The organism is Pseudomonas azotoformans (assembly GCF_900103345.1).
In the GTDB taxonomy this organism is placed as follows: domain Bacteria; phylum Pseudomonadota; class Gammaproteobacteria; order Pseudomonadales; family Pseudomonadaceae; genus Aquipseudomonas; species Aquipseudomonas azotoformans.
Genome location: NZ_LT629702.1, coordinates 6551276 through 6577211 on the forward strand (window position 1 = coordinate 6551276; position 25936 = coordinate 6577211).

The 25936-nt window shown below is 59.1% G+C and carries 23 protein-coding genes; 20 read left to right on the forward strand and 3 right to left on the reverse strand.

Features of this window, described 5'->3' with window-relative positions:
• Positions 1 to 149: 149 nt before the first annotated feature.
• The 13 genes from serC (at position 150) to BLR69_RS29835 (ending at position 14401) form a co-directional block, all read left to right on the forward strand.
• On the forward strand, positions 150 to 1235 hold the full coding sequence (gene serC / locus BLR69_RS29775; RefSeq protein ID WP_071496677.1) for a 3-phosphoserine/phosphohydroxythreonine transaminase: 1086 nt from the start codon (positions 150 to 152) through the stop codon (positions 1233 to 1235).
• Positions 1235 to 2329: a prephenate dehydratase gene (pheA, locus tag BLR69_RS29780; protein ID WP_003172650.1), complete on the forward strand. Its 1095-nt coding sequence runs from the start codon at positions 1235 to 1237 to the stop codon at positions 2327 to 2329. The genes serC and pheA overlap by 1 nt, the downstream gene beginning before the upstream one ends.
• Before the next feature lie 9 nt (positions 2330 to 2338).
• Positions 2339 to 3451, forward strand: coding sequence for a histidinol-phosphate transaminase (gene hisC / locus BLR69_RS29785; RefSeq protein ID WP_071496676.1), 1113 nt, complete (start codon positions 2339 to 2341; stop codon positions 3449 to 3451).
• Positions 3452 to 3479: 28 nt separating this feature from the next.
• Complete coding sequence (locus BLR69_RS29790) at positions 3480 to 5690, forward strand: bifunctional prephenate dehydrogenase/3-phosphoshikimate 1-carboxyvinyltransferase (protein ID WP_071496675.1); 2211 nt, start codon at positions 3480 to 3482, stop codon at positions 5688 to 5690.
• The gene (gene cmk / locus BLR69_RS29795) at positions 5687 to 6376 is read left to right on the forward strand and encodes a (d)CMP kinase (RefSeq protein ID WP_016971485.1); all 690 of its coding nucleotides are present in this window, start codon (positions 5687 to 5689) and stop codon (positions 6374 to 6376) included. The genes BLR69_RS29790 and cmk overlap by 4 nt, the downstream gene beginning before the upstream one ends.
• Positions 6377 to 6495: 119 nt before the next feature.
• Positions 6496 to 8187, forward strand: a complete 1692-nt coding sequence (gene rpsA, locus BLR69_RS29800; RefSeq protein WP_012722933.1) for a 30S ribosomal protein S1 — start codon at positions 6496 to 6498, stop codon at positions 8185 to 8187.
• A gap of 160 nt (positions 8188 to 8347) precedes the next feature.
• A complete protein-coding gene (locus tag BLR69_RS29805) occupies positions 8348 to 8632 on the forward strand; it encodes a hypothetical protein (protein WP_071496674.1) in 285 nt (94 codons plus the stop codon).
• Positions 8633 to 8764: 132 nt separating this feature from the next.
• Complete coding sequence (ihfB, locus tag BLR69_RS29810; RefSeq protein ID WP_003218804.1) at positions 8765 to 9061, forward strand: integration host factor subunit beta; 297 nt, start codon at positions 8765 to 8767, stop codon at positions 9059 to 9061.
• Between the two features lie 35 nt (positions 9062 to 9096).
• Positions 9097 to 9339 carry a lipopolysaccharide assembly protein LapA domain-containing protein gene (locus BLR69_RS29815; RefSeq protein WP_071496673.1) on the forward strand — a complete coding sequence of 81 codons (243 nt, stop codon included), beginning with the start codon at positions 9097 to 9099 and terminating at the stop codon, positions 9337 to 9339.
• A 525-nt stretch (positions 9340 to 9864) separates the two neighbouring features.
• Positions 9865 to 10833, forward strand: a complete 969-nt coding sequence (locus tag BLR69_RS29820) for an NAD-dependent epimerase/dehydratase family protein (protein WP_071496672.1) — start codon at positions 9865 to 9867, stop codon at positions 10831 to 10833.
• A gap of 22 nt (positions 10834 to 10855) precedes the next feature.
• Positions 10856 to 11881 (forward strand): MraY family glycosyltransferase, encoded by a 1026-nt coding sequence (locus tag BLR69_RS29825; RefSeq protein WP_071496671.1) that lies wholly within the window; start codon positions 10856 to 10858, stop codon positions 11879 to 11881.
• 72 nt (positions 11882 to 11953) lie between these two features.
• On the forward strand, positions 11954 to 13948 hold the full coding sequence (locus BLR69_RS29830; protein WP_071496670.1) for a polysaccharide biosynthesis protein: 1995 nt from the start codon (positions 11954 to 11956) through the stop codon (positions 13946 to 13948).
• A gap of 120 nt (positions 13949 to 14068) precedes the next feature.
• On the forward strand, positions 14069 to 14401 hold the full coding sequence (locus BLR69_RS29835) for a ComEA family DNA-binding protein (RefSeq protein ID WP_071496669.1): 333 nt from the start codon (positions 14069 to 14071) through the stop codon (positions 14399 to 14401).
• Between the two features lie 19 nt (positions 14402 to 14420).
• On the opposite strand, the gene BLR69_RS29840 is transcribed toward BLR69_RS29835, so the two are convergent.
• Positions 14421 to 14999 carry a TetR/AcrR family transcriptional regulator gene (locus tag BLR69_RS29840; RefSeq protein WP_071496668.1) on the reverse strand — a complete coding sequence of 193 codons (579 nt, stop codon included), beginning with the start codon at positions 14997 to 14999 and terminating at the stop codon, positions 14421 to 14423.
• Between the two features lie 121 nt (positions 15000 to 15120).
• Here BLR69_RS29840 and BLR69_RS29845 point away from each other — a divergent pair, with 121 nt between their 5' ends.
• Complete coding sequence (locus tag BLR69_RS29845; RefSeq protein WP_071496667.1) at positions 15121 to 15765, forward strand: GntR family transcriptional regulator; 645 nt, start codon at positions 15121 to 15123, stop codon at positions 15763 to 15765.
• 15 nt (positions 15766 to 15780) lie between these two features.
• On the forward strand, positions 15781 to 16629 hold the full coding sequence (locus tag BLR69_RS29850) for an urea carboxylase-associated family protein (protein WP_071496666.1): 849 nt from the start codon (positions 15781 to 15783) through the stop codon (positions 16627 to 16629).
• Between the two features lie 8 nt (positions 16630 to 16637).
• On the opposite strand, the gene BLR69_RS29855 is transcribed toward BLR69_RS29850, so the two are convergent.
• Positions 16638 to 16805: a DUF2897 family protein gene (locus BLR69_RS29855; protein WP_003172675.1), complete on the reverse strand. Its 168-nt coding sequence runs from the start codon at positions 16803 to 16805 to the stop codon at positions 16638 to 16640.
• Between the two features lie 112 nt (positions 16806 to 16917).
• Complete coding sequence (eat, locus tag BLR69_RS29860) at positions 16918 to 18282, reverse strand: ethanolamine permease (RefSeq protein WP_071496665.1); 1365 nt, start codon at positions 18280 to 18282, stop codon at positions 16918 to 16920.
• Between the two features lie 403 nt (positions 18283 to 18685).
• Here eat and kdpF point away from each other — a divergent pair, with 403 nt between their 5' ends.
• The 5 genes from kdpF (at position 18686) to BLR69_RS29885 (ending at position 25935) form a co-directional block, all read left to right on the forward strand.
• Positions 18686 to 18775, forward strand: coding sequence for a K(+)-transporting ATPase subunit F (gene kdpF / locus BLR69_RS29865; protein ID WP_003218754.1), 90 nt, complete (start codon positions 18686 to 18688; stop codon positions 18773 to 18775).
• 9 nt (positions 18776 to 18784) lie between these two features.
• Positions 18785 to 20479: a potassium-transporting ATPase subunit KdpA gene (gene kdpA, locus BLR69_RS29870; RefSeq protein ID WP_071496664.1), complete on the forward strand. Its 1695-nt coding sequence runs from the start codon at positions 18785 to 18787 to the stop codon at positions 20477 to 20479.
• A 12-nt stretch (positions 20480 to 20491) separates the two neighbouring features.
• Entirely contained in the window at positions 20492 to 22549 is a 2058-nt protein-coding gene (kdpB, locus tag BLR69_RS29875; RefSeq protein WP_371858643.1) for a potassium-transporting ATPase subunit KdpB, read from the forward strand.
• 64 nt (positions 22550 to 22613) lie between these two features.
• Positions 22614 to 23159, forward strand: coding sequence for a potassium-transporting ATPase subunit KdpC (gene kdpC, locus BLR69_RS29880; protein WP_071496662.1), 546 nt, complete (start codon positions 22614 to 22616; stop codon positions 23157 to 23159).
• A 124-nt stretch (positions 23160 to 23283) separates the two neighbouring features.
• Positions 23284 to 25935: a sensor histidine kinase gene (locus BLR69_RS29885; protein WP_071496661.1), complete on the forward strand. Its 2652-nt coding sequence runs from the start codon at positions 23284 to 23286 to the stop codon at positions 25933 to 25935.
• The last annotated feature ends 1 nt before the right edge of the window (position 25936 follow it).

Sequence of the window (25936 nt, forward strand, 5' to 3'; positions counted from 1 at the left end):
TGGGAGCGGGCTTGCTCGCGATGGCGGACTGACATTCACTACCGATGTCGGCTGTTGGATCGCTTTCGCGAGCAAGCCCGCTCCCACATTGGATCGGGTGTCGCCTGATATGTTTGCGTGACTACCACCAGATCAGAGTGAGATTGGATGTGAGCAAGAGAGCCTATAACTTCTGTGCCGGTCCCGCGGCGCTTCCTGAAGCAGTCCTGCAGCGCGCGCAGGGTGAACTCCTCGACTGGCATGGAAAAGGCCTCTCCGTGATGGAAATGAGCCATCGCAGCGATGAGTTCGTGTCCATCGCCACCAAGGCCGAGCAGGACCTGCGCGACTTGCTGGACATCCCCTCCAACTACAAAGTGCTGTTCCTGCAGGGCGGCGCCAGTCAGCAGTTCGCCCAGATCCCGCTGAACCTGTTGCCCGAAGACGGCACTGCCGACTATATCGACACCGGTATCTGGGGCCAGAAGGCCATTGAAGAGGCCTCGCGTTACGGTCACGTCAATGTGGCAGGCACTGCCAAGCCTTACGATTACTTCGCCATTCCGGGTCAGAACGAGTGGAAGCTGTCGAAGGACGCTGCCTACGTGCACTACGTGGCCAACGAAACCATTGGCGGCCTGGAATTCGACTGGGTACCGGAAGTGGGCGACGTGCCGCTGGTGTGCGACATGTCCTCGGACATCCTGTCGCGCCCGATCGACGTGTCCAAGTACGGCATGATCTACGCCGGAGCTCAGAAGAACATCGGCCCGAGCGGCATCCTGGTCAACATCGTCCGCGAAGACCTGCTGGGTCGCGCCCGTTCGCTGTGCCCGACCATGCTCAACTACAAGGTCGCAGCCGATAACGGTTCGATGTACAACACCCCGCCGGCGTTTGCCTGGTACCTGTCCGGCCTGGTGTTCGAGTGGCTGAAAGAGCAGGGCGGTGTCGCTGCGATGGGCAAGCTGAACGAAGAGAAGAAGCGCGTCTTGTACGACTTCATCGACGCCAGCGGCCTGTACAGCAACCCGATCAACCTGACCGACCGCTCGTGGATGAACGTGCCGTTCCGCCTGGCTGACGATCGTCTGGACAAGCCATTCCTGGCCGGTGCCGACGAGCGCGGCCTGCTGAACCTCAAGGGTCACCGCTCGGTGGGTGGCATGCGCGCTTCCATCTACAACGCCGTCGACATCCACGCGATCAACGCGCTGGTTGCCTACATGGCAGAGTTCGAAAAGGAACACGGCTAATGTCTGAGCAAGAACTCAAGGCCCTGCGCGTACGCATCGACAGCCTGGACGAGAAAGTCCTGGAGCTGATCAGTGAGCGTGCGCGGTGCGCCCAGGAAGTGGCACGGGTGAAGATGGCGTCCCTGGCTGAAGGCGAAGTGCCGGTGTTCTACCGTCCCGAGCGTGAAGCCCAGGTACTCAAGCGCGTGATGGAGCGCAACAAGGGCCCGTTGGGCAACGAGGAGATGGCGCGGTTGTTCCGTGAAATCATGTCCTCCTGCCTGGCGCTGGAGCAGCCGCTGAAAGTGGCTTACCTCGGCCCGGAAGGCACCTTCACCCAGGCGGCGGCCATGAAGCACTTCGGTCACGCGGTGATCAGCAAGCCAATGGCGGCGATCGACGAAGTGTTCCGTGAAGTGGCGGCCGGCGCGGTGAACTTTGGCGTGGTGCCGGTGGAAAACTCCACCGAAGGCGCGGTCAACCACACGCTGGACAGCTTCCTCGAGCACGACATGGTGATCTGTGGCGAAGTCGAGTTGCGCATCCACCACCACCTGCTGGTGGGTGAGAACACCAAGACCGACAGCATCAGCCGCATCTACTCCCACGCCCAGTCGCTGGCCCAGTGCCGCAAATGGCTGGATGCGCATTACCCGAATGTCGAGCGCGTGGCGGTCTCCAGCAACGCCGAAGCCGCCAAGCGGGTCAAGGGTGAGTGGAACTCGGCGGCCATCGCCGGCGATATGGCGGCGGGCCTGTACGGCCTGACGCGCCTGGCCGAGAAAATCGAGGATCGCCCGGACAACTCCACGCGCTTCCTGATGATCGGCAGCCAGGAAGTACCGCCGACCGGTGACGACAAGACCTCCATCATCGTGTCCATGAGCAACAAGCCCGGCGCGCTGCATGAGCTGCTGGTGCCGTTCCACGATAACGGGATTGACCTGACGCGCATCGAGACTCGTCCTTCGCGCAGCGGTAAATGGACTTACGTGTTCTTTATCGACTTCATCGGCCATCACCGCGACCCACTGGTCAAGGGCGTGCTCGAGAAAATCAGTCAGGAAGCCGTGGCACTCAAGGTGCTGGGCTCTTACCCGAAAGCGGTTTTGTGAGGCTTTAACATGAGTGGCAACTTCCTCGCCCTGGCGCAGCCGGGCGTGCAACAACTGTCGCCTTACGTTCCGGGCAAGCCTGTGGACGAGCTGGCGCGTGAGTTGAACCTGGATCCGGCGAACATCGTCAAGCTGGCGAGTAACGAAAACCCGCTGGGACCGAGCCCTAAAGTGCTGGCGGCGATCCGTGAAGAACTGTCTGAGCTGACTCGTTATCCCGATGGCAACGGCTTCGCTCTCAAGTCCTTGTTGGCCGAGAAGTGCCGGGTTGAGCTGAGCCAGGTCACCCTGGGCAACGGCTCCAATGACATTCTTGAGCTGGTTGGCCGTGCCTACCTGGCGCCGGGCTTGAACGCGGTGTTCAGCGAGCATGCGTTTGCGGTCTACCCGATCGTGACCCAGGCGGTCGGCGCTGATGCGCGTGTGGTTCCTGCGAAGGAGTGGGGTCACGATCTGCCGGCCATGCTGGCGGCCATCGACGCCAAGACCCGCGTGGTGTTTATCGCCAACCCGAACAACCCGACCGGCACCTGGTTCGACGCCCAGGCGCTGAACGACTTCCTGCAAGACGTGCCTGAGCACGTGCTGGTGGTGCTGGACGAGGCCTATATCGAGTACGCCGAAGGCAGCGACCTGCCGAACGGCCTGGATTTCCTGGCGGCCTACCCGAACCTGCTGGTGTCGCGCACCTTCTCCAAGGCCTACGGCCTGGCATCGCTGCGCGTGGGCTACGGCTTGTCCACTGCGGTGGTCGCCGATGTGCTGAACCGCGTGCGCCAGCCGTTCAACGTCAACAGCCTGGCCCTGGCGGCGGCCTGTGCGGCGGTGAAGGATGCCGAGTATCTGGAAGAGGGTCGCCGCATCAACGAAAGCGGCATGCTGCAGTTGCAGGAAGGCTTCCGCGAACTGGGCCTGGGCTGGATTCCGTCCAAGGGCAACTTCATTTGTGTCGACCTCGGTCAAGTGGCTGCACCGGTGTTCCAGGGCCTGTTGCGCGAAGGCGTGATCGTGCGTCCGACCGCCAACTACGGCATGCCGAACCACCTGCGCATCACTATCGGTCTGCCGGCTGAAAACAGCCGCTTCCTGGAGGCGCTGGCCAAGGTTCTGGCTCGTGGTTGATGTCACTGCATTGCAACCTGCTGTGCCTATGATCGGTCGCCTGGTGGTGGTCGGCCTGGGGTTGATCGGTGGTTCCTTCGCCAAAGGCCTGCGTGAAAGCGGGCTGTGTGGCGAAGTGGTCGGTGTGGACCTGGACCCGCAATCGCGTCAGTTGGCGGTCGAGTTGGGCGTGGTGGATCGCTGTGAAGCAGACCTGGCGCTCGCCTGCCAGGGCGCTGACGTGATCCAGTTGGCCGTGCCGATCCTGGCCATGGAGAAATTGCTCGCCGTGTTGGCGGGCATGGATCTGGGCCAGGCGATCCTGACGGATGTCGGCAGTGCCAAAGGCAATGTGGTGCGCGCGGCGCAGCAGGCGTTTGGTGGCATGCCGACGCGCTTCGTGCCGGGCCATCCGATTGCCGGTTCCGAGCAAAGCGGGGTGGAAGCGTCGAATGCGCAGCTGTTCCGTCGTCACAAAGTGATCCTGACACCCCTTGCGCAAACCGATCCGGCGGCGCTGGCGGTGGTGGATCGCCTGTGGCGCGAGTTGGGTGCGGACGTCGAGCACATGCAGGTCGAGCGCCATGACGAAGTACTGGCCGCGACCAGCCATTTGCCACATTTGCTGGCGTTTGGCCTGGTGGACTCCCTGGCCAAGCGCAACGAGAACCTCGAGATTTTCCGTTACGCCGCCGGTGGCTTCCGCGACTTCACGCGGATTGCCGGCAGCGACCCGGTGATGTGGCACGACATCTTCCTCGCCAATCGCGAAGCGGTGTTGCGCACCCTGGACACCTTCCGCAGCGACCTCGACGCCTTGCGCGATGCGGTCGACGCCGGGGATGGCCATCAATTATTGGGCGTGTTCACCCGTGCGCGGGTGGCGCGTGAGCATTTCAGCAAGATCCTGGCGCGCCGGGCCTACATGGAAACCGCTGTGAACGCCGATGACTTGACCTTCCTCGCCAATCCGGGTGGCTGCTTGCGCGGCAGCATTCGGGTGCCGGGTGATAAGTCGATCTCCCATCGGTCGATCATGCTCGGTTCGTTGGCTGAGGGTGTGACGGAAGTCGAAGGTTTCCTCGAAGGCGAGGACGCGCTGGCGACTTTGCAGGCGTTTCGCGACATGGGCGTGGTGATTGAAGGGCCGCACCATGGGCGCGTGACCATCCACGGCGTGGGTTTGCATGGCTTGAAGCCGGCGCCGGGGCCGATCTATCTCGGTAACTCGGGCACCTCCATGCGCCTGCTGTCCGGGTTGCTGGCTGCGCAGAGCTTCGACAGCGTGCTGACGGGCGATGCTTCCCTGTCCAAGCGCCCGATGAGTCGCGTGGCCAAGCCGCTGCGGGAAATGGGCGCGGTGATCGAGACCGGCCCGGAAGGGCGTCCGCCGCTGACTATCCGGGGTGGTCAGGTGCTCAAAGGTTTCGATTATTCGATGCCGATGGCCAGTGCGCAGGTTAAATCCTGCCTGTTGCTGGCCGGGCTTTACGCCGAGGGCAAGACCTCGGTGACCGAGCCTGCGCCGACCCGTGATCATACCGAGCGCATGTTGCGCGGTTTTGGTTATCCGGTTGATGTGGTGGGGGCCAAGGCGTCGGTTGAGTCGGGCCATGCGCTGGTTGCGACGCATATTGAAGTGCCGGGGGATATTTCCTCGTCGGCGTTTTTCCTGGTAGCGGCTTCGATTGCCGAAGGCTCCGAGTTGTTGCTGGAGCATGTGGGCGTCAACCCGACCCGCACCGGCATAATCGACATTCTGCGGCTGATGGGGGCGGACATTACCCTGGAAAATCCGCGTGAAGTGGGTGGCGAACCGGTTGCTGATCTGCGCGTACGTGCCGCGACGTTGAAAGGTATTGAAATCCCCGAGGCGTTGGTGCCTTTGGCGATCGACGAGTTCCCGGTGCTGTTCGTCGCGGCGGCCTGTGCCGAAGGGCGGACCGTGTTGCGCGGCGCCGAAGAGCTGCGCGTGAAGGAGTCCGACCGTATCCAGGTCATGGCCGATGGTCTGCTGGCACTGGGTGTGAAGTGTGAACCGACGCCTGATGGGATTATCATTGACGGTGGCCTGATGGGTGGCGGTGAAGTGCATGCCCATGGCGATCACCGGATTGCCATGGCATTCAGCGTGGCTTCCGTGCGGGCGGCGGCGCCGATTCGTATCCGTGACTGCGCCAATGTTGCTACGTCTTTTCCGAACTTTCTTACACTGTGTGCCCAAGTCGGCATCCGTGTTGCCCAAGAGGCTCAATTGTGAATATCAAAGCACCGGTGATTACCATCGACGGGCCAAGTGGCTCGGGCAAAGGCACGATCGCCGGCATCCTGGCCAAGCGCCTGGGCTGGTGCCTGCTGGACTCCGGCGCGCTGTACCGCCTGCTGGCATTTGCCGCACGCAACCATGGCGTCGACCTGACCAACGAAGAATCACTGAAGCTGCTGGCGGCGCACCTTGATGTGCAGTTCGTCGGCGCGACGGAAGGGCATCCGCAGCGCATCATCCTCGAAGGGGATGATGTGACTGATGACCTGCGCAATGAGCAAGTCGGTTCCTGGGCCTCCCAGGTTGCCGCGCTGCCGGCCGTGCGGGATGCTTTGCTGCAGCGCCAGCGGGCTTTCCAGGAGCCGCCGGGCCTGGTGGCCGATGGCCGTGACATGGGAACCGTGGTGTTTCCCGACGCGCCATTGAAGATTTTCCTGACCGCCAGCGCCGAGGAGCGGGCTCGCCGCCGCTACTTGCAGTTGAAGGGCAAAGTCGATGGTGTTAGTCTGTCGAGTCTGCTAGATGAGATCCGTGCACGCGATGAGCGTGATACCCAGCGCGCAGTAGCCCCGCTCAAGCCGGCGGCTGATGCCATACAGCTGGATTCCACGGAGTTGTCCATCGAGCAGGTGTTGGAACGCATCTTGAGCGAGATCGCCATTCGCGATATCGCCGGGTGACCAAGAAGGCTGCAGGGGACCAGTCATAGTCCTGCGGTGCTTCTTTTAATTGAAACTGACCCACACCGTCTGGGGTGTGGAGATGGGCGTATTCTTCGCCCTTATCAACAGGAATTAAAATGAGCGAAAGCTTTGCGGAACTCTTTGAAGAAAGCCTAAAAACCCTGAACCTTCAGGCAGGCTCCATCATCACCGGTGTTATCGTTGATATCGATTACCAAGCTCGCTGGGTAACCGTTCACGCTGGTCTGAAGTCTGAAGCTCTGATCCCGCTGGAACAGTTCTACAACGATGCTGGTGATCTGACAATCAATGTCGGTGACGAAGTTCACGTTGCTCTGGACTCGGTTGAAGACGGTTTCGGTGAAACCAAGCTGTCCCGTGAAAAAGCCAAGCGCGCTGAATGCTGGATTGTTCTCGAAGCAGCCTTCGCAGCTGAAGAAGTGGTCAAGGGCGTTATCAACGGTAAGGTTAAAGGCGGCTTCACTGTCGACGTTAACGGCATCCGTGCGTTCCTGCCAGGTTCTTTGGTCGACGTTCGTCCAGTGCGCGACACCACGCACCTGGAAGGCAAAGAACTCGAATTCAAGGTCATCAAGCTCGACCAGAAGCGCAACAACGTTGTCGTTTCCCGTCGCAGCGTCCTGGAAGCAGAGAACTCCGCCGAGCGTGAAGCTCTGCTGGAATCCCTGCAGGAAGGCCAACAAGTCAAAGGTATCGTCAAAAACCTCACCGACTACGGCGCATTCGTCGATCTGGGTGGCGTGGATGGCCTGCTGCACATTACCGACATGGCTTGGAAGCGTATCAAGCATCCTTCCGAAATCGTCAACGTTGGCGACGAGATCGATGTCAAGGTTCTGAAATACGATCGCGAGCGCAACCGTGTTTCCCTGGGCCTGAAGCAACTGGGTGAAGATCCATGGGTTGCTATCAAAGCCCGTTACCCAGAAAGCACTCGCGTAACCGCGCGTGTTACCAACCTGACCGACTACGGCTGCTTCGCTGAGCTGGAAGAAGGCGTGGAAGGCCTGGTACACGTTTCCGAAATGGACTGGACCAACAAGAACATCCACCCTTCGAAAGTCGTACAAGTCGGCGACGAAGTGGAAGTTATGGTTCTGGACATCGACGAAGAGCGTCGTCGTATCTCCCTGGGCATCAAGCAGTGCAAATCTAACCCATGGGAAGATTTCTCTGGCCAGTTCAACAAGGGCGATAAAATCTCCGGCACCATCAAGTCGATCACCGATTTCGGTATCTTCATTGGTCTGGACGGCGGCATCGACGGCCTGGTTCACCTGTCCGACATCTCCTGGAACGAAGTGGGCGAAGAAGCTGTTCGTCGTTTCAAGAAGGGCGACGAGCTGGACACCGTTATCCTGTCGGTTGACCCAGAGCGCGAGCGTATCTCCCTGGGTATCAAGCAACTGGAAAGCGACCCGTTCTCTGAATACGTTCAGGACAACGACAAAGGCGCAATCGTTAAAGGCATCGTGAAGGAAGTTGACGCTAAAGGCGCCATCATCACTCTGGCCGACGATATCGAAGCGACTCTGAAAGCCTCCGAAATCAGCCGTGACCGCGTTGAAGACGCGCGTAACGTTCTGAAAGAAGGCCAGGAAGTAGAAGCCAAGATCATCAGCGTTGACCGCAAGAGCCGTGTAATCCAGCTCTCCATCAAGTCGAAAGACGATGCTGAAGAGAAAGAAGCCATCCAGAGCTTGAAAGACAAGCCTTCGGATAGCATCGCTGCTGGTCCTACCACTCTGGGCGACCTGTTGCGTGCACAAATGGAAAAACAGAACTAAGTTCTGTCGGACCATAAAAAAGGGCGACTTCGGTCGCCCTTTTTTGTGCCTGAAATTCGTTGAATCAACAACCGAGAACCAAGGCATACAGCTCAGTGTCAGAACTGGCTATAGTCTCAAGAAAAGCTGTTCTCGCGTGGTAGCTTCAATAAGGATTTGAATGAACAGGCTAATTGTTTTATTCGCAGTGGTGCTGCTTGCCGGGTGTTCTGCCACCAGCGCCAAGACCCACGCCAAGCGTGGTGTCAGTGGTATTGAGATCGACTGCTCGGGCCTGGGCAATAACTGGAGCAAGTGTGATAAGCGCGCTGCTCGTGAGTGCAAGATGCAGGGCTACAAGGTCATAACCAAGTCCAGCGATGCGAAGGACGAAGAGGGGGACTACCTGTTCGGCTGGAACCCTGCAGGTGCGGTGACTCGCACCATGTTGGTGATCTGTAATTGAGGGTGGAATGGGCGTATAGCAGGTTGCCATCTATCCTGTAGATAAGTTGTCCATTGGGCTGTTCAAATTCATCAAGTCATGCTAAAACCTTCGAAGCGCTTTTCCTAGCTGCTTGAAAAAGAAGGGAAAAATATGACGAAGTCGGAGTTGATCGAACGAATTGTCACCCATCAAGGGCTGCTCTCGTCCAAGGATGTGGAGCTGGCTATCAAGACCATGCTTGAGCAAATGTCCCAATGCCTGGCCACCGGGGATCGGATCGAGATTCGTGGGTTTGGCAGTTTCTCGCTGCACTATCGCGCGCCACGGGTTGGCCGGAATCCCAAGACAGGGCAGTCGGTTAGCCTGGATGGGAAATTCGTACCTCACTTCAAACCTGGCAAGGAGCTGCGTGATCGAGTGAATGAAGACGAAGAAGAGGGTGTCTGAGTGCTTCTTGGGTTTAGGTAGAGGGAAGTAAAGTCATGTTGAAGGTTAAGCGTGTTTTACTACTATTGATGGTTATTGTCATCGTTCTGGCTGTTTTGGCCTTTGTGCTGGAAAATCAGCACGCTATTACTCTTTCGTTTTTGGGGCTGAGCACGGCTCAGTTACCTGTGTCGATATTTGTGGTGCTGGCTCTGATCACAGGCATGCTGATAGGCCCAGTATTTACACTGCTGACCCGACGCCATGACCGTCGTAAGCAGGCGGCTGCTGGTCCATGATCCATCTTACGACTTGCCTCGACTGCTCCAAGTATTGAGAGTTGGGAAGACCTAGTCGTGAGTCTTTGGTGAAAGGCTTCACGCCCATGCCAAAACAGCTGATCACCTTGCATTCGGGTGTAGAGGCTTAGTTATTCTAGGGGCATCGTGTATCCCTCCCAGGTTTGTTCGGCGATCGAGGGATCGGTGGTTGCCTGACCAGCCTTGGCAGTGGATAAGCTGGCTTTGGGTTGCGATGAAGAAACCAAAATTAGCAGCCCCTCTCTTCCTTTAGCAGCAATATCCTTACGACATCTTCACGCAACGCACGCTTTGAGGTTCAGGAAGCGCTGCGCGATGCGTATGATGGCGCCTGCGAACAGCTTTCTGTTGCGGTCTGTTCGAACAAATCACACCGCGTTTACCACAGCGCCAAGAAAATCGTCTTACTGCCGCCGAGTAGCCTCGGCAATTGGGTTTTGAAGAGGCCTGAACTTTCATGATCACCTTGAAGATATCGTTCAAGATTTCCAGTTGTTCTTTTCAATGACTGCTGTAGGAAAAATTTTGCTTACGGGCGCAACGGGGTTCGTCGGGGCTGCCCTATTGACGCAGTTATTGAAGCGTACAGAGAGTTCGGTCGTTGTTGCATGCCGAACTGATATTCCTGCACTTGATGTTCAATGCCGAGTACACAACCTCGGTAGTTTTGATGCTGAAACCTCGTGGGATGATGCGCTGGTCGATATCGACTGTGTCGTTCATGTGGCGGGGCGTGCCCATGTATTTGAAAAGGAAGCCAACGCGCTCGAGCTTTTCAGACAGGCGAACACTCATGCCACTCTCAATCTCGCTAGGCAGTCGGCTGCATCAGGTGTAAAGCGCTTTGTTTTCATCAGTTCGATTGGTGTGAATGGTGCGTTTACAACGGACACGCCTTTCTCCGAAAACTCAGTGCCTTCCCCCTGCACGGATTACGCCATTTCAAAGTTCGAGGCCGAAATCGGGCTGATGGAAATTGCGCGCACCACGCAAATGGAGGTTGTAATTATTCGGCCGCCTCTGGTCTACGCAGCCCATGCGCCTGGAAACTTCTGGCGCTTATTGAAACTCGTCGCAACGGGGGTTCCCCTGCCATTTGGTCTCGTTAGAAACAGTCGCAGCCTGATAGCGTTGGAAAACCTGGTTGATCTGATCATGGTCTGCACATACCACCCCGCAGCTGCCAATCAGGTTTTCCTGGCATCGGATGGTGAGGATCTTTCCACGGGGCAGTTGATAACCTGTTTAGCGCAAGGCATGGGCCGAGGCGGGATGCTGCTCCCTGTCCCTGTGACGTTGTTACGAGTCCTTGCGACGCTCGTCCGCAAGCAAGGTATTTTTACCCAGCTATGTGGTTCTTTGCAGATTGATTCTTCCAAGGCTGTCAAGGTACTGGGGTGGACGCGGCCGCTTTCGGCGAGAGCTGCATTGGCATCCGCGGGGAAAGAATTCATTGGGCGTACGGTTGTTTAGTAAAGCGTTTGGAGCTTGATAGATGGTTTGGATGTTTTTGATTTTAGGGGGTGGCATTTCCTTGCTGCTGACAGCTGCATTACGACGTTACGCGCTAGCCAGCAGCTTGATAGATGTCCCCAACGCCCGGAGTTCGCATACTGTCCCAACTCCCCGAGGGGGGGGCGTGGCCATTGTGTTGAGTTTTTTGCTTTTGTTGCCCGTATTGCCTGCTTTATCGCTTCTGTCCTGGACATTCACGTGGGCGCTGATCGGTGCCGGGGCTGGTATTGCTGTATTGGGGTTCCTTGATGATCATGGTCACGTCCCTGCGCGATGGAGACTATTGGGGCATTTTGGTGCGTCGGTGTGGGCACTCTTGTGGTTGGGGGGCTTGCCACCTATTACCGTGTTGGGCAAGACCTTCGACTTGGGCTATCTGGGGTATTTTCTTGCCGCCGTTTATTTGGTCTGGCTGCTCAACCTCTACAATTTTATGGATGGCATCGACGGTTTGGCTAGCCTTGAGGCAATCAGTGTGTGTCTGGGTGCATCGTTGATTTATGTATTGGCAGGCTACAGTTCACTTGCCTGGGCCCCGTTGTTACTTGCATGTGCAGTTGCAGGTTTCTTGTATTGGAACTTTCCCCCTGCGAAGATTTTCATGGGCGATGCCGGCAGTGGCTTTTTAGGTATTTCTCTTGGGGTACTTTCACTGCAGGCAGGCTGGTTGGCGCCCTCACTACTGTGGGTATGGATCATTTTGCTGGGCGTTTTCGTGGTCGATGCAACCTTCACTTTGATTCGACGATTGATTCGAGGCGAAAAAGTGTATGAAGCTCATCGGAGTCACGCCTATCAATACGCATCAAGAAAAGCAGGACGGCATCTGCCGGTGACATTGACCGTAGGCGTTCTGAATGTTTGCTGGCTGCTCCCTGTTGCCCTGTGTGTTGTCATTCTAGGGGTGGATGGTTTTTGGGGGGTATTAATTGCCTACACTCCGCTGGTCGTATTAGCTTGGAAGTTTCATGCAGGGGCGGTTGAAGAGCCTCTCAGTCGACAGTGATTTTCAGAATGCTAAAGCGTTTGGACATCGGTGGTTGCTCGGTCATGAAGCAGCTCACCTTCGGAGGTTGATATGGAGATGTTGCGAACCTATTTGTTGAGTTTGCCGCGTCGATACAAACGATCCATTCAAGTGGTGACTGATGTCATTCTTGTATGGTTAGCGCTGTGGATGGCGTTTGTCGTGCGCTTGGGCATCGACGAGATGATCAACCCCGTCTTGATGCATGTGGGATTGTTTTTGGCTGCACCGATTGTAGCTATCCCACTGTTTATTCATTTTGGAATGTACCGTGCGGTCATGCGCTACTTTGGCAACGACGCGTTGATTGCAATTATAAAAGCCGTCAGTCTTGCATCACTGATGCTCGCCGTTGTCATGTTTTGGTATAGCAACCCCCAGAACGTCGTACCTCGTTCCATCATTTTCAACTACTGGTGGCTCAGTATGGTGATGATCGGAGGGTTGCGGTTAGCCATGCGCCAGTACTTCCTGGGCGACTGGTTCACTACCGCACAACACATGCCTTTCACCAATCGAGAAAATGGTCTGCCCAAAGTTGCCATTTATGGGGCAGGTTCCGCCGGCAACCAATTAGTGGCAGCTCTGCGTATGGGCAGAGCGATGCGGCCGGTGGCTTTTATCGATGACGATATCAGTATTTCCGATCGGGTTATTTCCGGTTTGCAGGTTTATAAACCCAAGCACATCCAACGCATGATCGATGAGACGGGGGCCGAGGAAATTCTCCTGGCCATTCCTTCTTCGAACCGTGGCCGCCGTCGTGAGATTCTTGGCTTTCTCGAGGGGTTTCCGCTTCATGTAAGAAGTGTTCCTGGTTTTATGGACCTGGCCAGTGGTCGAGTGAAGGTCGATGATATTCAGGAAGTCGATATTGCTGATCTGCTGGGCCGCGATGCGGTCCCTGCTCAAGGTGAGCTGCTTGAGCGCTGCATCACGGGGCTGAACGTTTTGGTTACGGGGGCAGGAGGTTCCATCGGTTCGGAACTGTGTCGGCAAATTTTGTCTCTTCGCCCAACGACCCTGCTGTTGTTCGAACACAGTGAGTTCAATCTCTACAGCATTCTCTCGGAACTGGAGCAGCGTATTGTTCATGAGTCGTTGCCGGTGAAGCTTCTGCCGATTTTGGGAACGGTACGCGATCAGTCCAAACTATTCGATATTATGAAGAGCTGGCGAGTAGATACGATCTATCACGCCGCGGCCTATAAGCATGTGCCGATGGTGGAGCACAATATTGCAGAAGGTGTCATCAACAATGTGATTGGAACACTGAATACAGCGCAGGCGGCGCTGCAGTCGGGAGCCGCCAATTTTGTGTTGATCTCTACAGATAAGGCGGTCCGCCCAACTAACATAATGGGCAGTACCAAGCGGTTGGCGGAGTTGACCCTTCAAGCATTGAGTCGAGAGTTGGCGCCTGCGCTATTTGGAGATAGTTCCAATGTCTCACGCGTCAATAAAACTCGCTTCACGATGGTTCGGTTTGGCAATGTACTGGGGTCCTCCGGTTCCGTTATTCCTTTGTTCCATAAACAGATCAAGTCCGGCGGACCACTAACAGTCACTCATCCGAAAATCACGCGCTATTTCATGACGATACCGGAGGCTGCTCAGTTGGTCATCCAGGCGGGTTCCATGGGGCAGGGGGGGGATGTGTTCGTGCTCGATATGGGGGAGCCGGTCAAAATAATCGAGCTCGCTGAGAAGATGATTCATCTCTCCGGGTTGAGTGTTCGTTCAGATAAGAATCCCCATGGCGACATCGCCATAGAATTTACCGGTTTGCGTCCTGGTGAAAAGCTTTACGAGGAGTTGCTGATCGGTGATAACGTCGTGGCTACTCAGCATCCGATGATCATGAGTGCCAATGAGGATTACCTGTCGTGGGACGTACTCAAAGGGAAGCTGACCGAGTTGCTTGGTGCCGTGGAGCGGGACGACTACACCCGCGTTCGCCAACTTTTGCGCGACACAGTCAGTGGTTACGCACCGGATGGCGAGATCGTTGACTGGATTCATCAGCAGCGCCGCCGAGAGCCCTGATTCCGTCGAGTTCACACTCTGTAACTCACCCATTTTTGACTCCCTCCAAACATCACCTAAGTTAGAAAAGCAGCTTTGGAAACGCTGCTTTTTCTCTTATCAATGTCATGGAGCGTCACAATGCAAAACACCTATCTCACGTCCTTGATCTTCGCCTTCCTCGCCTCTCTCTCTGTAACAACCACTGCTGCCCCCTCCCTCAAACCTGAAGCCCCCACCCCCATCACTGCCCAAATACCCAAGTCTGAGCAGTCCGCCAAGGTCAATCTGAACGCTGCCGACGCCGAGACCCTGCGTCGTGATCTCTTCGGCATCGGTGCGGCCAAAGCCAAGGCAATCGTTGCCTATCGTGAAAGCAATGGTCCATTCACCGCGGTGGATGAGTTGTTGGAAGTGAAGGGGATCGGCAAGGCACTGCTTGAGAAGAATCGCGATAGGCTTGTTATCAACTAAGCCAATAAGGGGAGGCCGGTCATTGGCCGGCTTTTTCATTTTCTGAAACCTGGGTTTTCAAGCTTTCCCGCACCACACCCATGATGCGCATCGCCATTTCCGGGTCTTGGACACTTCGGGCCAGCACCAGGGCACCCACCAGTGTCGACATCATCACCAGGCTTTGTGCATCACTTTGTCCATTCCCCAGCGCTGTTTTAATCTGCTGAAGCCTTGCACCGAGCACAGCGTCTGTAGTCGCGCTGTGTTGGCCTCTCAGCCCCAACTCGGAAGACATGGTCGGCAGCGGGCAACCTTCGGCCGGCGATGTGAGGTGCCATTCCGACAGGTAACTGTCAATGAAGGCTTCCAATGGTCGTTGCTGGCTGAACAGCATTTCACAATGTGCATCCAGATCGACCGCTGCAGCCTGCAGCGCCTTTTCGACCAACTCGCTCTTGGACTTGAAGTGTGCATAAAACCCTCCGTGGGTCAGGTCCAAGGCCTTCATCAACGGCTGCAACCCAGTGGCGTCGATACCGTCGCGGCGAAAGCGCACAGACGCTTCCTTGATGATGCGTTGGTGGGTCTTGGCTTTGTGGTCGGATGAGTAACGCATAGGTGGGCCTCAGTGACAGGCTGGCATTTTAACCAACTTGAATCTTTTTACACGCTGACACGTTGGCATGAAAAGTGATTACCTACTCATTGAGGATTGTTCAACAATCATGAAGGTAGCCATGACACTCAGTTTGTCTCTCGCCGACCAGATTGCCCTGGAGCTTCGCGCTGACATCATCGGCGGGCGATTGCTGCCAGGAATGCCTTTGGTCGAAGTGGAACTGGTCAAAGCCTACAACGCATCGCGCAACACGATCCGTGAAGCGTTGCACCGCCTTGGGCAAGAAGGGTTGACCCGTTATGTGCGCAACAAGGGGGTGATGGTCCGGCGGTTGGCGCGAGAGGAGGTGCGTGATTTGTTTGTCGTGCGCCGCACTCTGGAGTTGCAGGCCATCGCCCAGAGCGGTCCCCTGACGGAGGATCAATCCGAACGCATGCAGAACGCCATCGACGCCACCACCCTGGCCCGCGAGCGTGAAGACTGGCGTGCGGTCGCCACCCATAGCCTGGTGTTTCACCAACACATTGTCGGGTTGATGCGCAGCCCGTTGTTCGATGAGTTTTTTGCCCAAGTGATCGCCCAACTGCGCTTGGTGTTTTGCGCTGCGCCTGACGAGCAGCGCTTCCAGTCACCGTGGCTGGAGCGTGATCGTGAGATCTACACATTATTGGTCCAGCAGGATAAATCGGCGGCGGGAGAGGCGATGAGCCTGTACCTGGAGGATTCGGAACGCCTGTCCCTGGCCTTGTTTAATCATCCCTGATCGAGGATCTGCACCATGTACAAAGACTATCCGGCCGCCTATCAGGTCAGTAAAGGTTCAGCGTTGCAGGTTGACACGGCGTTTTACGAGCGCATTCGTGACCGAAAAGACCGGCGCGCCCTGATCGAGCAGTTTGAGGTGCCGATTCGTACGGGTAGGGCGTGGAAGGTGCCAGCCGGGCATGTGTTCCGTGTGACCACGCCGGTCGGTCCGCAGGTGGGTGATTTCAACGTATGGAATGCCAATGACCCCCGTGAGCGCCTGTGGGCGGCGCGTACTCGCCAATTGCAGGGCGCCCATGTCAGTACCCATGACCGCTTGTGGTCGAATTTGCCATTCCTGCGGCCTTTGGTGACGATCACTGACGACAGCCTTGCCAGCTACGGGATCGATGAGCACGGCGGGCGGCTGCATGATTTGCTTGGCACACGTTGTGATCCCTATGTTAATCGGATGCTCACCGGTGAGGACTTCCATCACCATTGCCATTCCAACCTGACACGTGCGGTTTTGCCTCACGGCCTGACGGAATTCGACGTGCATGACGTGCTGAATATTTTCCAGTGCACCGGTCTTAATCACGACGACATGTACTTCATGAAGGCCTGCCCTGCGCAGAAAGGCGACTACCTGGAGTTCTTTGCCGAGATTGATTTGCTTTGCGCGCTGTCGACGTGCCCCGGTGGGGATTTGTCGCTGCCGATGTGGGGCCCGGAGGCGCAGGATCCGCTGACGGTGTGCCGTCCGCTGGGGGTTGAGATCTACACGTTGGAGGATGAGCTGCTCAATGGCTGGCGCCAGCCGGAACGTGCTGCCTACAAGGGGCAGCACGGGTTGCATATTGCCAAGGCGGATTGGGAGTAACCCAAGGCTCAGCGATCCTGCGCATCCTTGGCATCCGCCTGGGCGTTGCGCTCGGCCACGCGCTTGCGTTGTTCGTCGGTGAGTTCCACTTTGTTGGCGCTGTCACGCAGCATCATCAGCCCACCGACGATCGACCCGATCGCAACTACCATAATCAACCACGCATACCACGGCATAAGGCTCTCCTTGAGGCAGATTGCCGTGGGAGAGTTTTCCCACGGTAATAACTGCTTTGAGTGACGGGCTTTCTTACTAGTTCAGTGTAGGCCCGTTCTGCCTCGTAGTAGATCAGAGCCCGGTCAACATCGCATCCGCCGGTGCATCGGCACGGTCTTGCGCAGTTATCTGGAAGTAGGCGAACCCCACCACCATAAAGCCCAGGAAGATCAGCCCGATCAGCGCGTTGAACCAGGCCATGGCCACCAGGCACACCACCGCCAGCACCAGTGCAATGCCCGGCACGATGGGGTAACCCGGTGCGCGGAAGGTACGCTCCAGCAGCGGCTCGGTCCTGCGCAGTTTGAACAGGCTGAGCATGCTCATGATGTACATCACGATGGCGCCGAATACCGCCATGGTAATCATCGCCGCGGTCAGTGTCATACCGCCGAGGTTGATCAGGCCGTCGCTGTAGATCGCCGCGATGCCGACCACGCCACCGGCGATGATTGCGCGGTGGGGTGTCTGGAAGCGCGACAGTTTGGCGAGGAATGAGGGCAGGTAACCGGCGCGGGCCAGGGCGAAAAACTGGCGCGAATACCCGAGGATGATGCCGTGGAAACTGGCCACCAGGCCGAACAGGCCGATCCACACCAGCATGTGCAACCAGCCGGAGCTGTCGCCGACCACGGTTTTCATGGCTTGTGGCAGTGGGTCGTTGATGTTGGACAGGGTGCGCCAGTCACCCACGCCACCGGCAAAGAACATAACGCCCATGGCCAGGATCACCAGGGTCAGGATGCCGCTGATGTAGGCCTTTGGAATGGTGCGCTTCGGATCTTTCGCTTCTTCGGCGGCCATGGCGGCGCCTTCGATGGCGAGAAAGAACCAGATGGCGAAGGGAATTGCAGCAAACATCCCGGCAATCGCCGGTGCTCCGAACGTGTCGGAACCGGCCCAGCCGTTCAGGGCGAAGTTACTGAAGCTGAATGCGGGCGCCACTACGCCCATGAACACCAGCAACTCAGCGACGGCGAGTACGCACACCACCAGTTCGAAGGTGGCGGCGAGCTTAACGCCGAGGATGTTCAGGCCCATGAACACGATGTAGGCACCGACGGCCGCATGTTTGGGGGCCAGCGCCGGAAACTGCACATTCAGATAGGCGCCGATGGCCAAGGCGATGGCAGGCGGCGCAAAGACGAATTCGATCAAGGTCGCGAGCCCCGCGATCAAGCCGCCTTTCTCTCCAAAGGCGCGACGGCTGTAGGCAAACGGCCCACCCGCATGAGGAATTGCGGTGGTCAGTTCGGTGAAGCTGAAGATAAAACAGGTGTACATCGCGGCAACCATCAATGAGGTCACCAGGAAGCCCAGGGTCCCGGCGACGCCCCAGCCATAGCTCCAGCCGAAGTACTCCCCGGATATCACCAGCCCGACCGCGATGCCCCATAAGTGCAGGGTGCCCAAGGTGGGTTTGAGTTGTGTGTTCATCGTGATGCGCTCCCTGAACGGTTTGGAATGATTCAAGGTGTTGCAGCGGACATGCCATGCCTCACAACCGTGTCGTAAAGCGGCGCAACTGTCGTCTGGGGGATGGTTTGGCGTTTGAAATTTTCCGGTGTCGCACCAGATAAGTGCAGGGGTGGCTGGCAGGGCCTCATCGGGGGCAAGCCCCCTCCCACACTTGGCCTGCGTAGACCGGTCAACATGTGGGAGGGGGCTTGCCCCCCGATGAGGCCCTCCAATCCAGCACAACCCTTCCTGTAAGCCCCGCATAAACCCACTCTTTACGCCGTCTTTACGCCCCGCCCACACCCTCGCTCTCGTTCCTTTACGCCACTCCTGCCGACAATTGCCCCACACGCGGCACTCGCCGCTAAACGGAGAGACTTCCATGAGCGTTCTGGACGGGGTGTCACTGCTATTGGCCGTGGCGCTGTTCATTTATCTGCTGGTTGCGCTGTTACGCGCGGATCGGAACTAGGAGCTGGCCATGCACAGTTATGACTATTGGCTGATCATTGCCTTCTTTGCCGTGGTGCTGGTGCCGGCCCCGTTCCTGGGGCGGTTCTATTACAAAGTGATGGAGGGGCAGCGCACCTGGCTCACACCGGTGTTCGGCCCTGTGGAACGCGCCTGTTATCGCCTGTCGGGCGTGGATGAGCATCAGGAACAGAGCTGGCAGAAGTACATGCTGGCCTTGCTCGTTTTCAACCTTGCGGGCTTTTTGCTGTTGTTCGCGATCTTGTTGTTCCAGGACTACCTCCCACTGAACCCGCAGAAATTGCCGGGACAGGAATGGACGCTGGCGTTCAACACTGCGGTCAGTTTCATGACCAACACCAACTGGCAGTCCTACAGCGGTGAAGCGTCCCTGAGCTACCTCAGCCAGATGGCCGGCCTGACCGTGCAGAACTTCGTCAGCGCGGCGACCGGTCTGGCCGTCCTTGTCGCTTTGTGTCGTGGGATCGGTCGCAAATCCACCAAGACCCTGGGCAACTTCTGGGTCGACATGACCCGCGCCACCCTCTACGGCTTGCTGCCGTTGTGCCTGGTACTGGCGTTGTTCCTGGTGTGGCAGGGCGTACCCCAGACCTTCGCCCATTACGTGGATGCCGTGACCCTGCAGGGTGTGGATCAAGTGATCCCCCTGGGCCCGGCGGCCAGCCAGATTGCGATCAAGCAGTTGGGCACCAACGGCGGTGGCTTCTTCGGCGTCAACTCGGCACATCCGTTTGAAGACCCTACCGCTTGGGCAAACTTGTTCGAAGTGGCGTCAATCATCCTGATCCCCGTGGCGCTGGTGTTCACCTTCGGTCATTACGTGAAAGACCTGCGTCAGAGCCGCGCGATCCTCGGCTGCATGCTGGCGTTGTTCATCATCGGCGGCGCGACCTCGCTGTGGGCCGAATACCAGCCCAACCCGACCCTGAACAACCCGGCCGTGGAGCAGACTGCACCACTGGAAGGCAAGGAGGCACGCTTCGGTACCACCGGCACGGTGCTGTGGTCGGTGACCACGACAGCGGCGTCCAACGGCTCGGTCAACGGCATGCAGGACAGCCTGAGCCCTCTCAGTGGCATGGTCGCGCTGGTCAACATGATGGTCGGCGAAGTGATCTTCGGCGGCGTCGGCGCCGGCATGTACGGCATGTTGCTCAACGTGTTGATTGCAGTGTTCCTCGCCGGCCTGATGATTGGCCGCACCCCGGAATACCTGGGCAAGAAGCTGCAGGCCAAAGAAGTGCAATTGCTGGTGGTGACCTTGCTGGTGATGCCGGTGGGCGTGCTGGTGCTCGGCGCCATTGCCGCCAGCCTGCCCGGCCCTGCCGGCGCTATCAGCAACCCCGGCCCCCACGGTTTCAGCCAGTTGCTTTACGCCTACACCTCGGCCAGCGCCAACAACGGCTCGGCGTTCGGCGGCTTCAGCGCCAACACCCCGTTTCACAACCTGATGCTGGGCCTTGGCATGTTGATCGGCCGCTTCGGCTACATCCTCCCGGTACTGGCCCTGGCCGGCAGCCTGGCGATGAAGAAGACCGCACCGATTGGCCAGAACAGCTTCCCGACCCATGGCCCGCTGTTCGTGACCCTGTTGACCGTGACCATTCTGCTGGTGGGCGGCCTGACCTTCCTGCCGACGCTGGCACTGGGCCCTATCGCTGAACATCTGAGCATGGGCTTCTAAGGGGATATGAAAATGAATATGCCTGCAAAAAACGCCGCTCCCGCCAAAACCCAGGAGCCTGCCAAAACCGCCATTTCCGCCCTGTGGCGCCCGGCGCTGGTCCAGGCGTTCGTCAAGCTGGACCCGCGCCAGCTGCAACGCTCGCCGGTGATGCTGGTGGTCGAGTTGACCGCCATCCTCACCACCGTGTTGTGCTTTGTGCCCGACACCGCCGTGCCGACCTATGTCGCCGTGCAAATCGCCGTGTGGCTGTGGTTCACCGTGCTGTTCGCCAACTTCGCCGAAGCCTTGGCCGAAGGACGTGGCAAGGCCCGCGCCGACAGCCTCAAGGCCGGCAGCGAAGGCCTCAGCGCACGGCGCAAGGAGGCCGATGGCAGCTTCAAGGTCGTGCCGGCCACCAGCCTGCGCAAAGGCGATGTGGTCCGCGTTGCCGCCGGGGAAATGATCCCCGGTGACGGCGAAGTCATCGAAGGCATCGCGGCCGTCAACGAAGCCGCCATTACCGGTGAGTCGGCACCAGTGATCCGCGAGTCCGGTGGCGACCGCTCGGCCGTCACCGGCAACACACGCCTGGTGTCGGACTGGCTGCTGATCCGCATCACTGCCAACCCGGGCGAGTCGACCCTGGATCGCATGATCGCCCTGGTGGAAGGCGCCAAACGCCAGAAAACCCCCAACGAAGTCGCGCTGGACATTCTGCTGATCGGCCTGACCCTGATCTTCCTGTTGGTGGTGGTGACCCTGCAGCCGTTCGCCCACTTCGCCAGCGGCAGCTTGCCTCTGGTGTTCCTGGTCGCACTGCTGGTGACGCTGATTCCTACAACTATTGGCGGCTTGCTGTCAGCCATTGGCATCGCCGGCATGGACCGCCTGGTGCGCCTCAACGTGATCGCCAAGTCCGGGCGTGCCGTGGAAGCAGCGGGCGACGTGCATGTGTTGCTGCTGGACAAGACCGGCACCATCACTTTCGGTAACCGTCGCTGTGCGGCGGTGGTCGCGGCGCCTGGCGTCAGCGGCAAGGAAGTGGCCGAGGGCGCGTTGTTTGCCTCCCTGGCGGATGACACGGCGGAAGGTAAATCCATCGTCGAATACCTGCGTGCCTTGCACCCTCAAGCCGAGCCGAGCGCAGACGAACTGACGGCCGTGCCGTTCAGTGCTGAAACCCGCTTGTCCGGTGTCGACTACCAAGGCCGAGTGTTCCGCAAGGGTGCAGTGGATTCGCTGCTGGCCTTCATCGGTCAACAACGTCGCGACTTGCAGCCTGCGCTGTCGCGGGAAATCGACAAGATCGCCCAGAGCGGCGGCACCCCGTTGCTGGTGTGTGCCGACGGCAAGTTGCTCGGCGCGATCCACCTGAAGGACGTGGTCAAGCCGGGCATTCGCGAGCGTTTCGCCGAGCTGCGCAAACTGGGGATCCGTACCGTGATGGTCACCGGCGACAACCCGTTGACCGCCGCCGCGATTGCCGCCGAAGCCGGCGTGGATGACGTGCTGGCCGAAGCCACCCCCGAGAAAAAACTTGCCCGCATCCGTCATGAACAAAATGACGGCCGCCTAGTGGCGATGTGCGGTGACGGCGCCAACGACGCTCCGGCGCTGGCCCAGGCGGACGTCGGCATGGCGATGAACGATGGCACCCAGGCTGCGCGTGAGGCCGCCAACATGGTCGACCTCGACAGCGACCCGACCAAGCTGCTCGACGTGGTGCAGATCGGCAAGGAATTGCTGGTGACCCGTGGCGCATTGACCACCTTTTCCATCGCCAACGACGTGGCCAAGTACTTCGCGATCTTGCCGGCGCTGTTCGCCTCGATCTACCCGCAACTGGGCGTGCTCAACGTGATGCACTTGCAGAGCCCGCAGAGCGCGATCCTGTCGGCCATCGTATTCAACGCGCTGATCATCGTGGTGCTGATTCCCCTGGCGCTGCGCGGTGTGCGCGTCCAGGCGGCGAGTGCGGCGGCATTGCTGCGGCGCAACCTGCTGATCTACGGGCTGGGCGGGATTCTGGTGCCGTTCGTGGGCATCAAGGCGATTGACATGCTACTGACAGCGTTGCACCTGGTTTGACCCGATTCCTGTGGGCGCCCGGCGGGTGCCCACAGGTTGCAATGACCGAATTGAGGAATCCGAAATGTCCAACATGATCCGCCCGGCCCTGAGCCTGCTGGTGCTCATGACCCTGATTACCGGCGTCGCTTACCCACTGGTGGTCACCGGTGTCGCCCAAGTGGCTTTCCCGAACCAGGCCAATGGCAGCCTGGTACGCGATGACAGCGGCAAGGTGCGTGGCTCCAGCCTGATCGCCCAGGACTTTACCGGTGACAACTGGTTCCACCCGCGCCCCTCGGCTGGCGCTTTTGCGACGGTCTCCAGCAGTGCCAGTAACCTTGGCCCAAGCAACCCGGCGCTGGCGACGCGTATCTTCGATGACGCGAGTAAACAGCTGGTGCCGAGCCAGGGGCCGGTGCCTCTGGTATCGCTGACTACCTCTGGCAGCGGTCTTGATCCACACTTGCCACCACAGGCGATTGCCTATCAACTGGCGCGGGTGGCGGTGGCGCGGAATGTGCCGGTGTCGACCTTGCAGCGCTTGCTCGATGAACACATCGAAAGCCCGCTGGTGGGTCCACCGGTGGTGAATGTGCTGGCGCTGAACATGGCGCTGGAAAAGTTGTAGGCCGTGGCGCCGCCATCGCAGACAAGCCAGCTCCCACAGGGGAATGCATTCCAAATGTGGGAGTGGGCTTGCCCGCGATGGTGGCCTGATGCGCAATCAATAAACATCTGAAGGAACCCCGAGCATGAGCGACTCCGGCCGCGCCGATGCCCTGTTAGCCGATCTGCCCCGGGACGGCCGTGGCCGGCTCAAAGTATTCCTTGGCGCCGCGCCGGGTGTGGGCAAGACCTACGCCATGCTCCAGGCTGCGCACACGCAACTGCGACAGGGCGTGAAGCTGATCGCCGGCGTGGTCGAAACCCACGGCCGCGCCGAGACCGAAGCCTTGCTCAGCGGCCTGCCGCAGCAACCGTTACTGCGCAGTGAATACCGTGGCGTGATGCTCGAAGAAATGGACCTCGACGGCCTGCTCGCCGCCAAGCCCAAGCTGGTGCTGGTGGATGAACTGGCCCACAGCAACGCCCCCGGTAGCCGTCACGAAAAGCGCTGGCAAGACATCCAGGAACTGCTCGCCGCCGGCATCAACGTGTTTACCACGGTCAACGTCCAGCATCTGGAAAGCCTCAACGACCAGGTCCGCGGCATCACTGGCGTGCAGGTGCGTGAAACCCTGCCGGACTGGGTGCTGCAAGAGGCCGACGAACTGCTGCTGATCGACCTGCCGTCCCGCGAACTGTTGGAGCGCCTGCGCGACGGCAAGGTCTATGTGCCGGAGCAGGCGCGTGCGGCTATCGATGCGTTCTTCACCCAGACCAACCTCATGGCCCTGCGCGAGTTGGCGATGCAGACCGCTGCCGCCCACGTCGATGACGATTTGGCCCAGGGCTATCGCCAGCTTGGGCAGGCTGCGCCGGCGGTGCGTGGGCGTTTGCTGGTCGGCGTGGATGGCGATGCGCAGGCCGAGCGCCTGGTGCGCCATGCCAGCCGCGTCGCCCAGCGCCGCCATTTGCCGTGGAGCCTGGTGCATATCGATAACGGTCGTGCGCGGGACGAGCAGTCGCGGCTGCGCCTGCAGAATGCCCAGCAGTTGGCCGAGCGCCTGGGTGGCGAGGTGGTATTGCTGCGCGCAGGAGAGGTGGCCAAGACGCTGATCCAGCACGCCGCCGAACGCCGCGCCAGCCTGCTGCTGGTGGGGCAGTCGCGCATGCGTTGGCGCCGTCGCTTGTTCGGCGGCGGCCTGGCTGCGCGCTTGCTGCGTAATGCGCGGGGCTTGGAAATCAACGTCCTCGACAGTGACGACATGCCTGCGCCGCCACGCTTGCCGGATGTACGCGGGCTGGTGTGGTTTGACTATGCGCTGGCAGTTGTGGCGACGGTGGTTGCGGCAGCGGTGGCCTGGGCAGTGTCCAGCGCCTTGCCGTTGCCGAACATTTCGTTGGTGTTCCTCGCTGCGGTGTTGCTGGTGGCGGTGCGCAGCAGCTTGGGGCCGTCGCTGGTGTGTGCGGCGTTGTCGTTCCTGACTTATGACTTCCTCTTCATCCCGCCGAATTTTTCCTTCGCCATCCAGCGCGAAGAAGACGTACTGACCCTGTTGTTCTTCCTGTTGATGGCGGCGTTGACCGGCAACCTGGCTGCGCGCCAGCGCCGTCAGTTGCAGGCGTTGCGCGACACCCAGGAAGAAACCAGCGAGCTGCTCGACCTGTCGCGCAAACTCACGGCCGCCACTGATCGCCAGGCGGTGATCAGTGCTGCCGCGCATCACCTGGAAGGCTGGAGCGACCTGGACCTGTGCCTGGTCAATCGCGATGGCCAAGGCGGTTGGACCATCGAGACGGGCGGCCCGCTGACCCTGACTGAAGCCGAGCGGGCCGCCGCCGATTGGGCCTGGCAGCATGACCAGCCGGCGGGTATGGGCACCGGCACCTTGCCGTTCGGGCGCTGGTGGTGGTGGCCGCTGTCGGGGGAAGAAGGCCCGCTGGGTTTGCTCGGGGTCAGTCCCAAACCGGGCCTGGAGTTGAGTGGGCAACGTCGTCGTCTGCTCACTGCCTTGAGCCAACCGCTGGCCCAGGCGCTGGCGCGGGCGCAACTGGCCCAGGAGTTGGAGTCTGCAAGGTTGCACGGCGAAACCGAGCAACTGCGCAGCGCCTTGCTGGCGTCGGTATCCCATGATTTGCGCACGCCGCTGACCTCCATGCGGGGCAGCATCGATAGCCTGCTGGCACTCGGTGAGGCCATCCCGCTGGAGGACCGCCGCGAATTGCTTGAAGGCACCCGCGATGAGGCTGAGCGCCTGGACCGTTACATCCAGAACCTGCTGGACATGACCCGCCTCGGCCACGGTGCTTTGAAGCTGGCGCGCGATTGGGTGTCGCCGGGTGATATCGTCGGCAGCGCCCTTGGCCGTTTGCGTGCAGTGCTGGCGCCGTTGCAGGTGAGTACCGAAGTGCCGCCCGAGTTGCCGTTGTTATATGTGCACGCGGCGCTGATCGAGCAGGCGCTGGTCAATGTGCTGGAAAACGCCGCACGTTTTTCGCCGCCGCAAGGGCGCTTGCAACTGAGCGCCGGCGTTGCCGATAACCAGCTGTTCTTCGCCGTGGCTGATGAAGGCCCCGGTATTCCCGAGGATGAGCGCGCGAAGATCTTCGATATGTTCTACACCGCAGCACGCGGTGATCGCGGAGGGCAGGGCACGGGGCTGGGCCTCGCAATTTGCCAGGGCATGGTCGGCGCCCACGGTGGGCATATCAGCGTGGCCGACGGCATTGACGGGCGTGGCACCTGCATTACCTTGTTCCTGCCTTTGCCGACACAGCCTGGCCTGGAGCGCGAGGCATGAG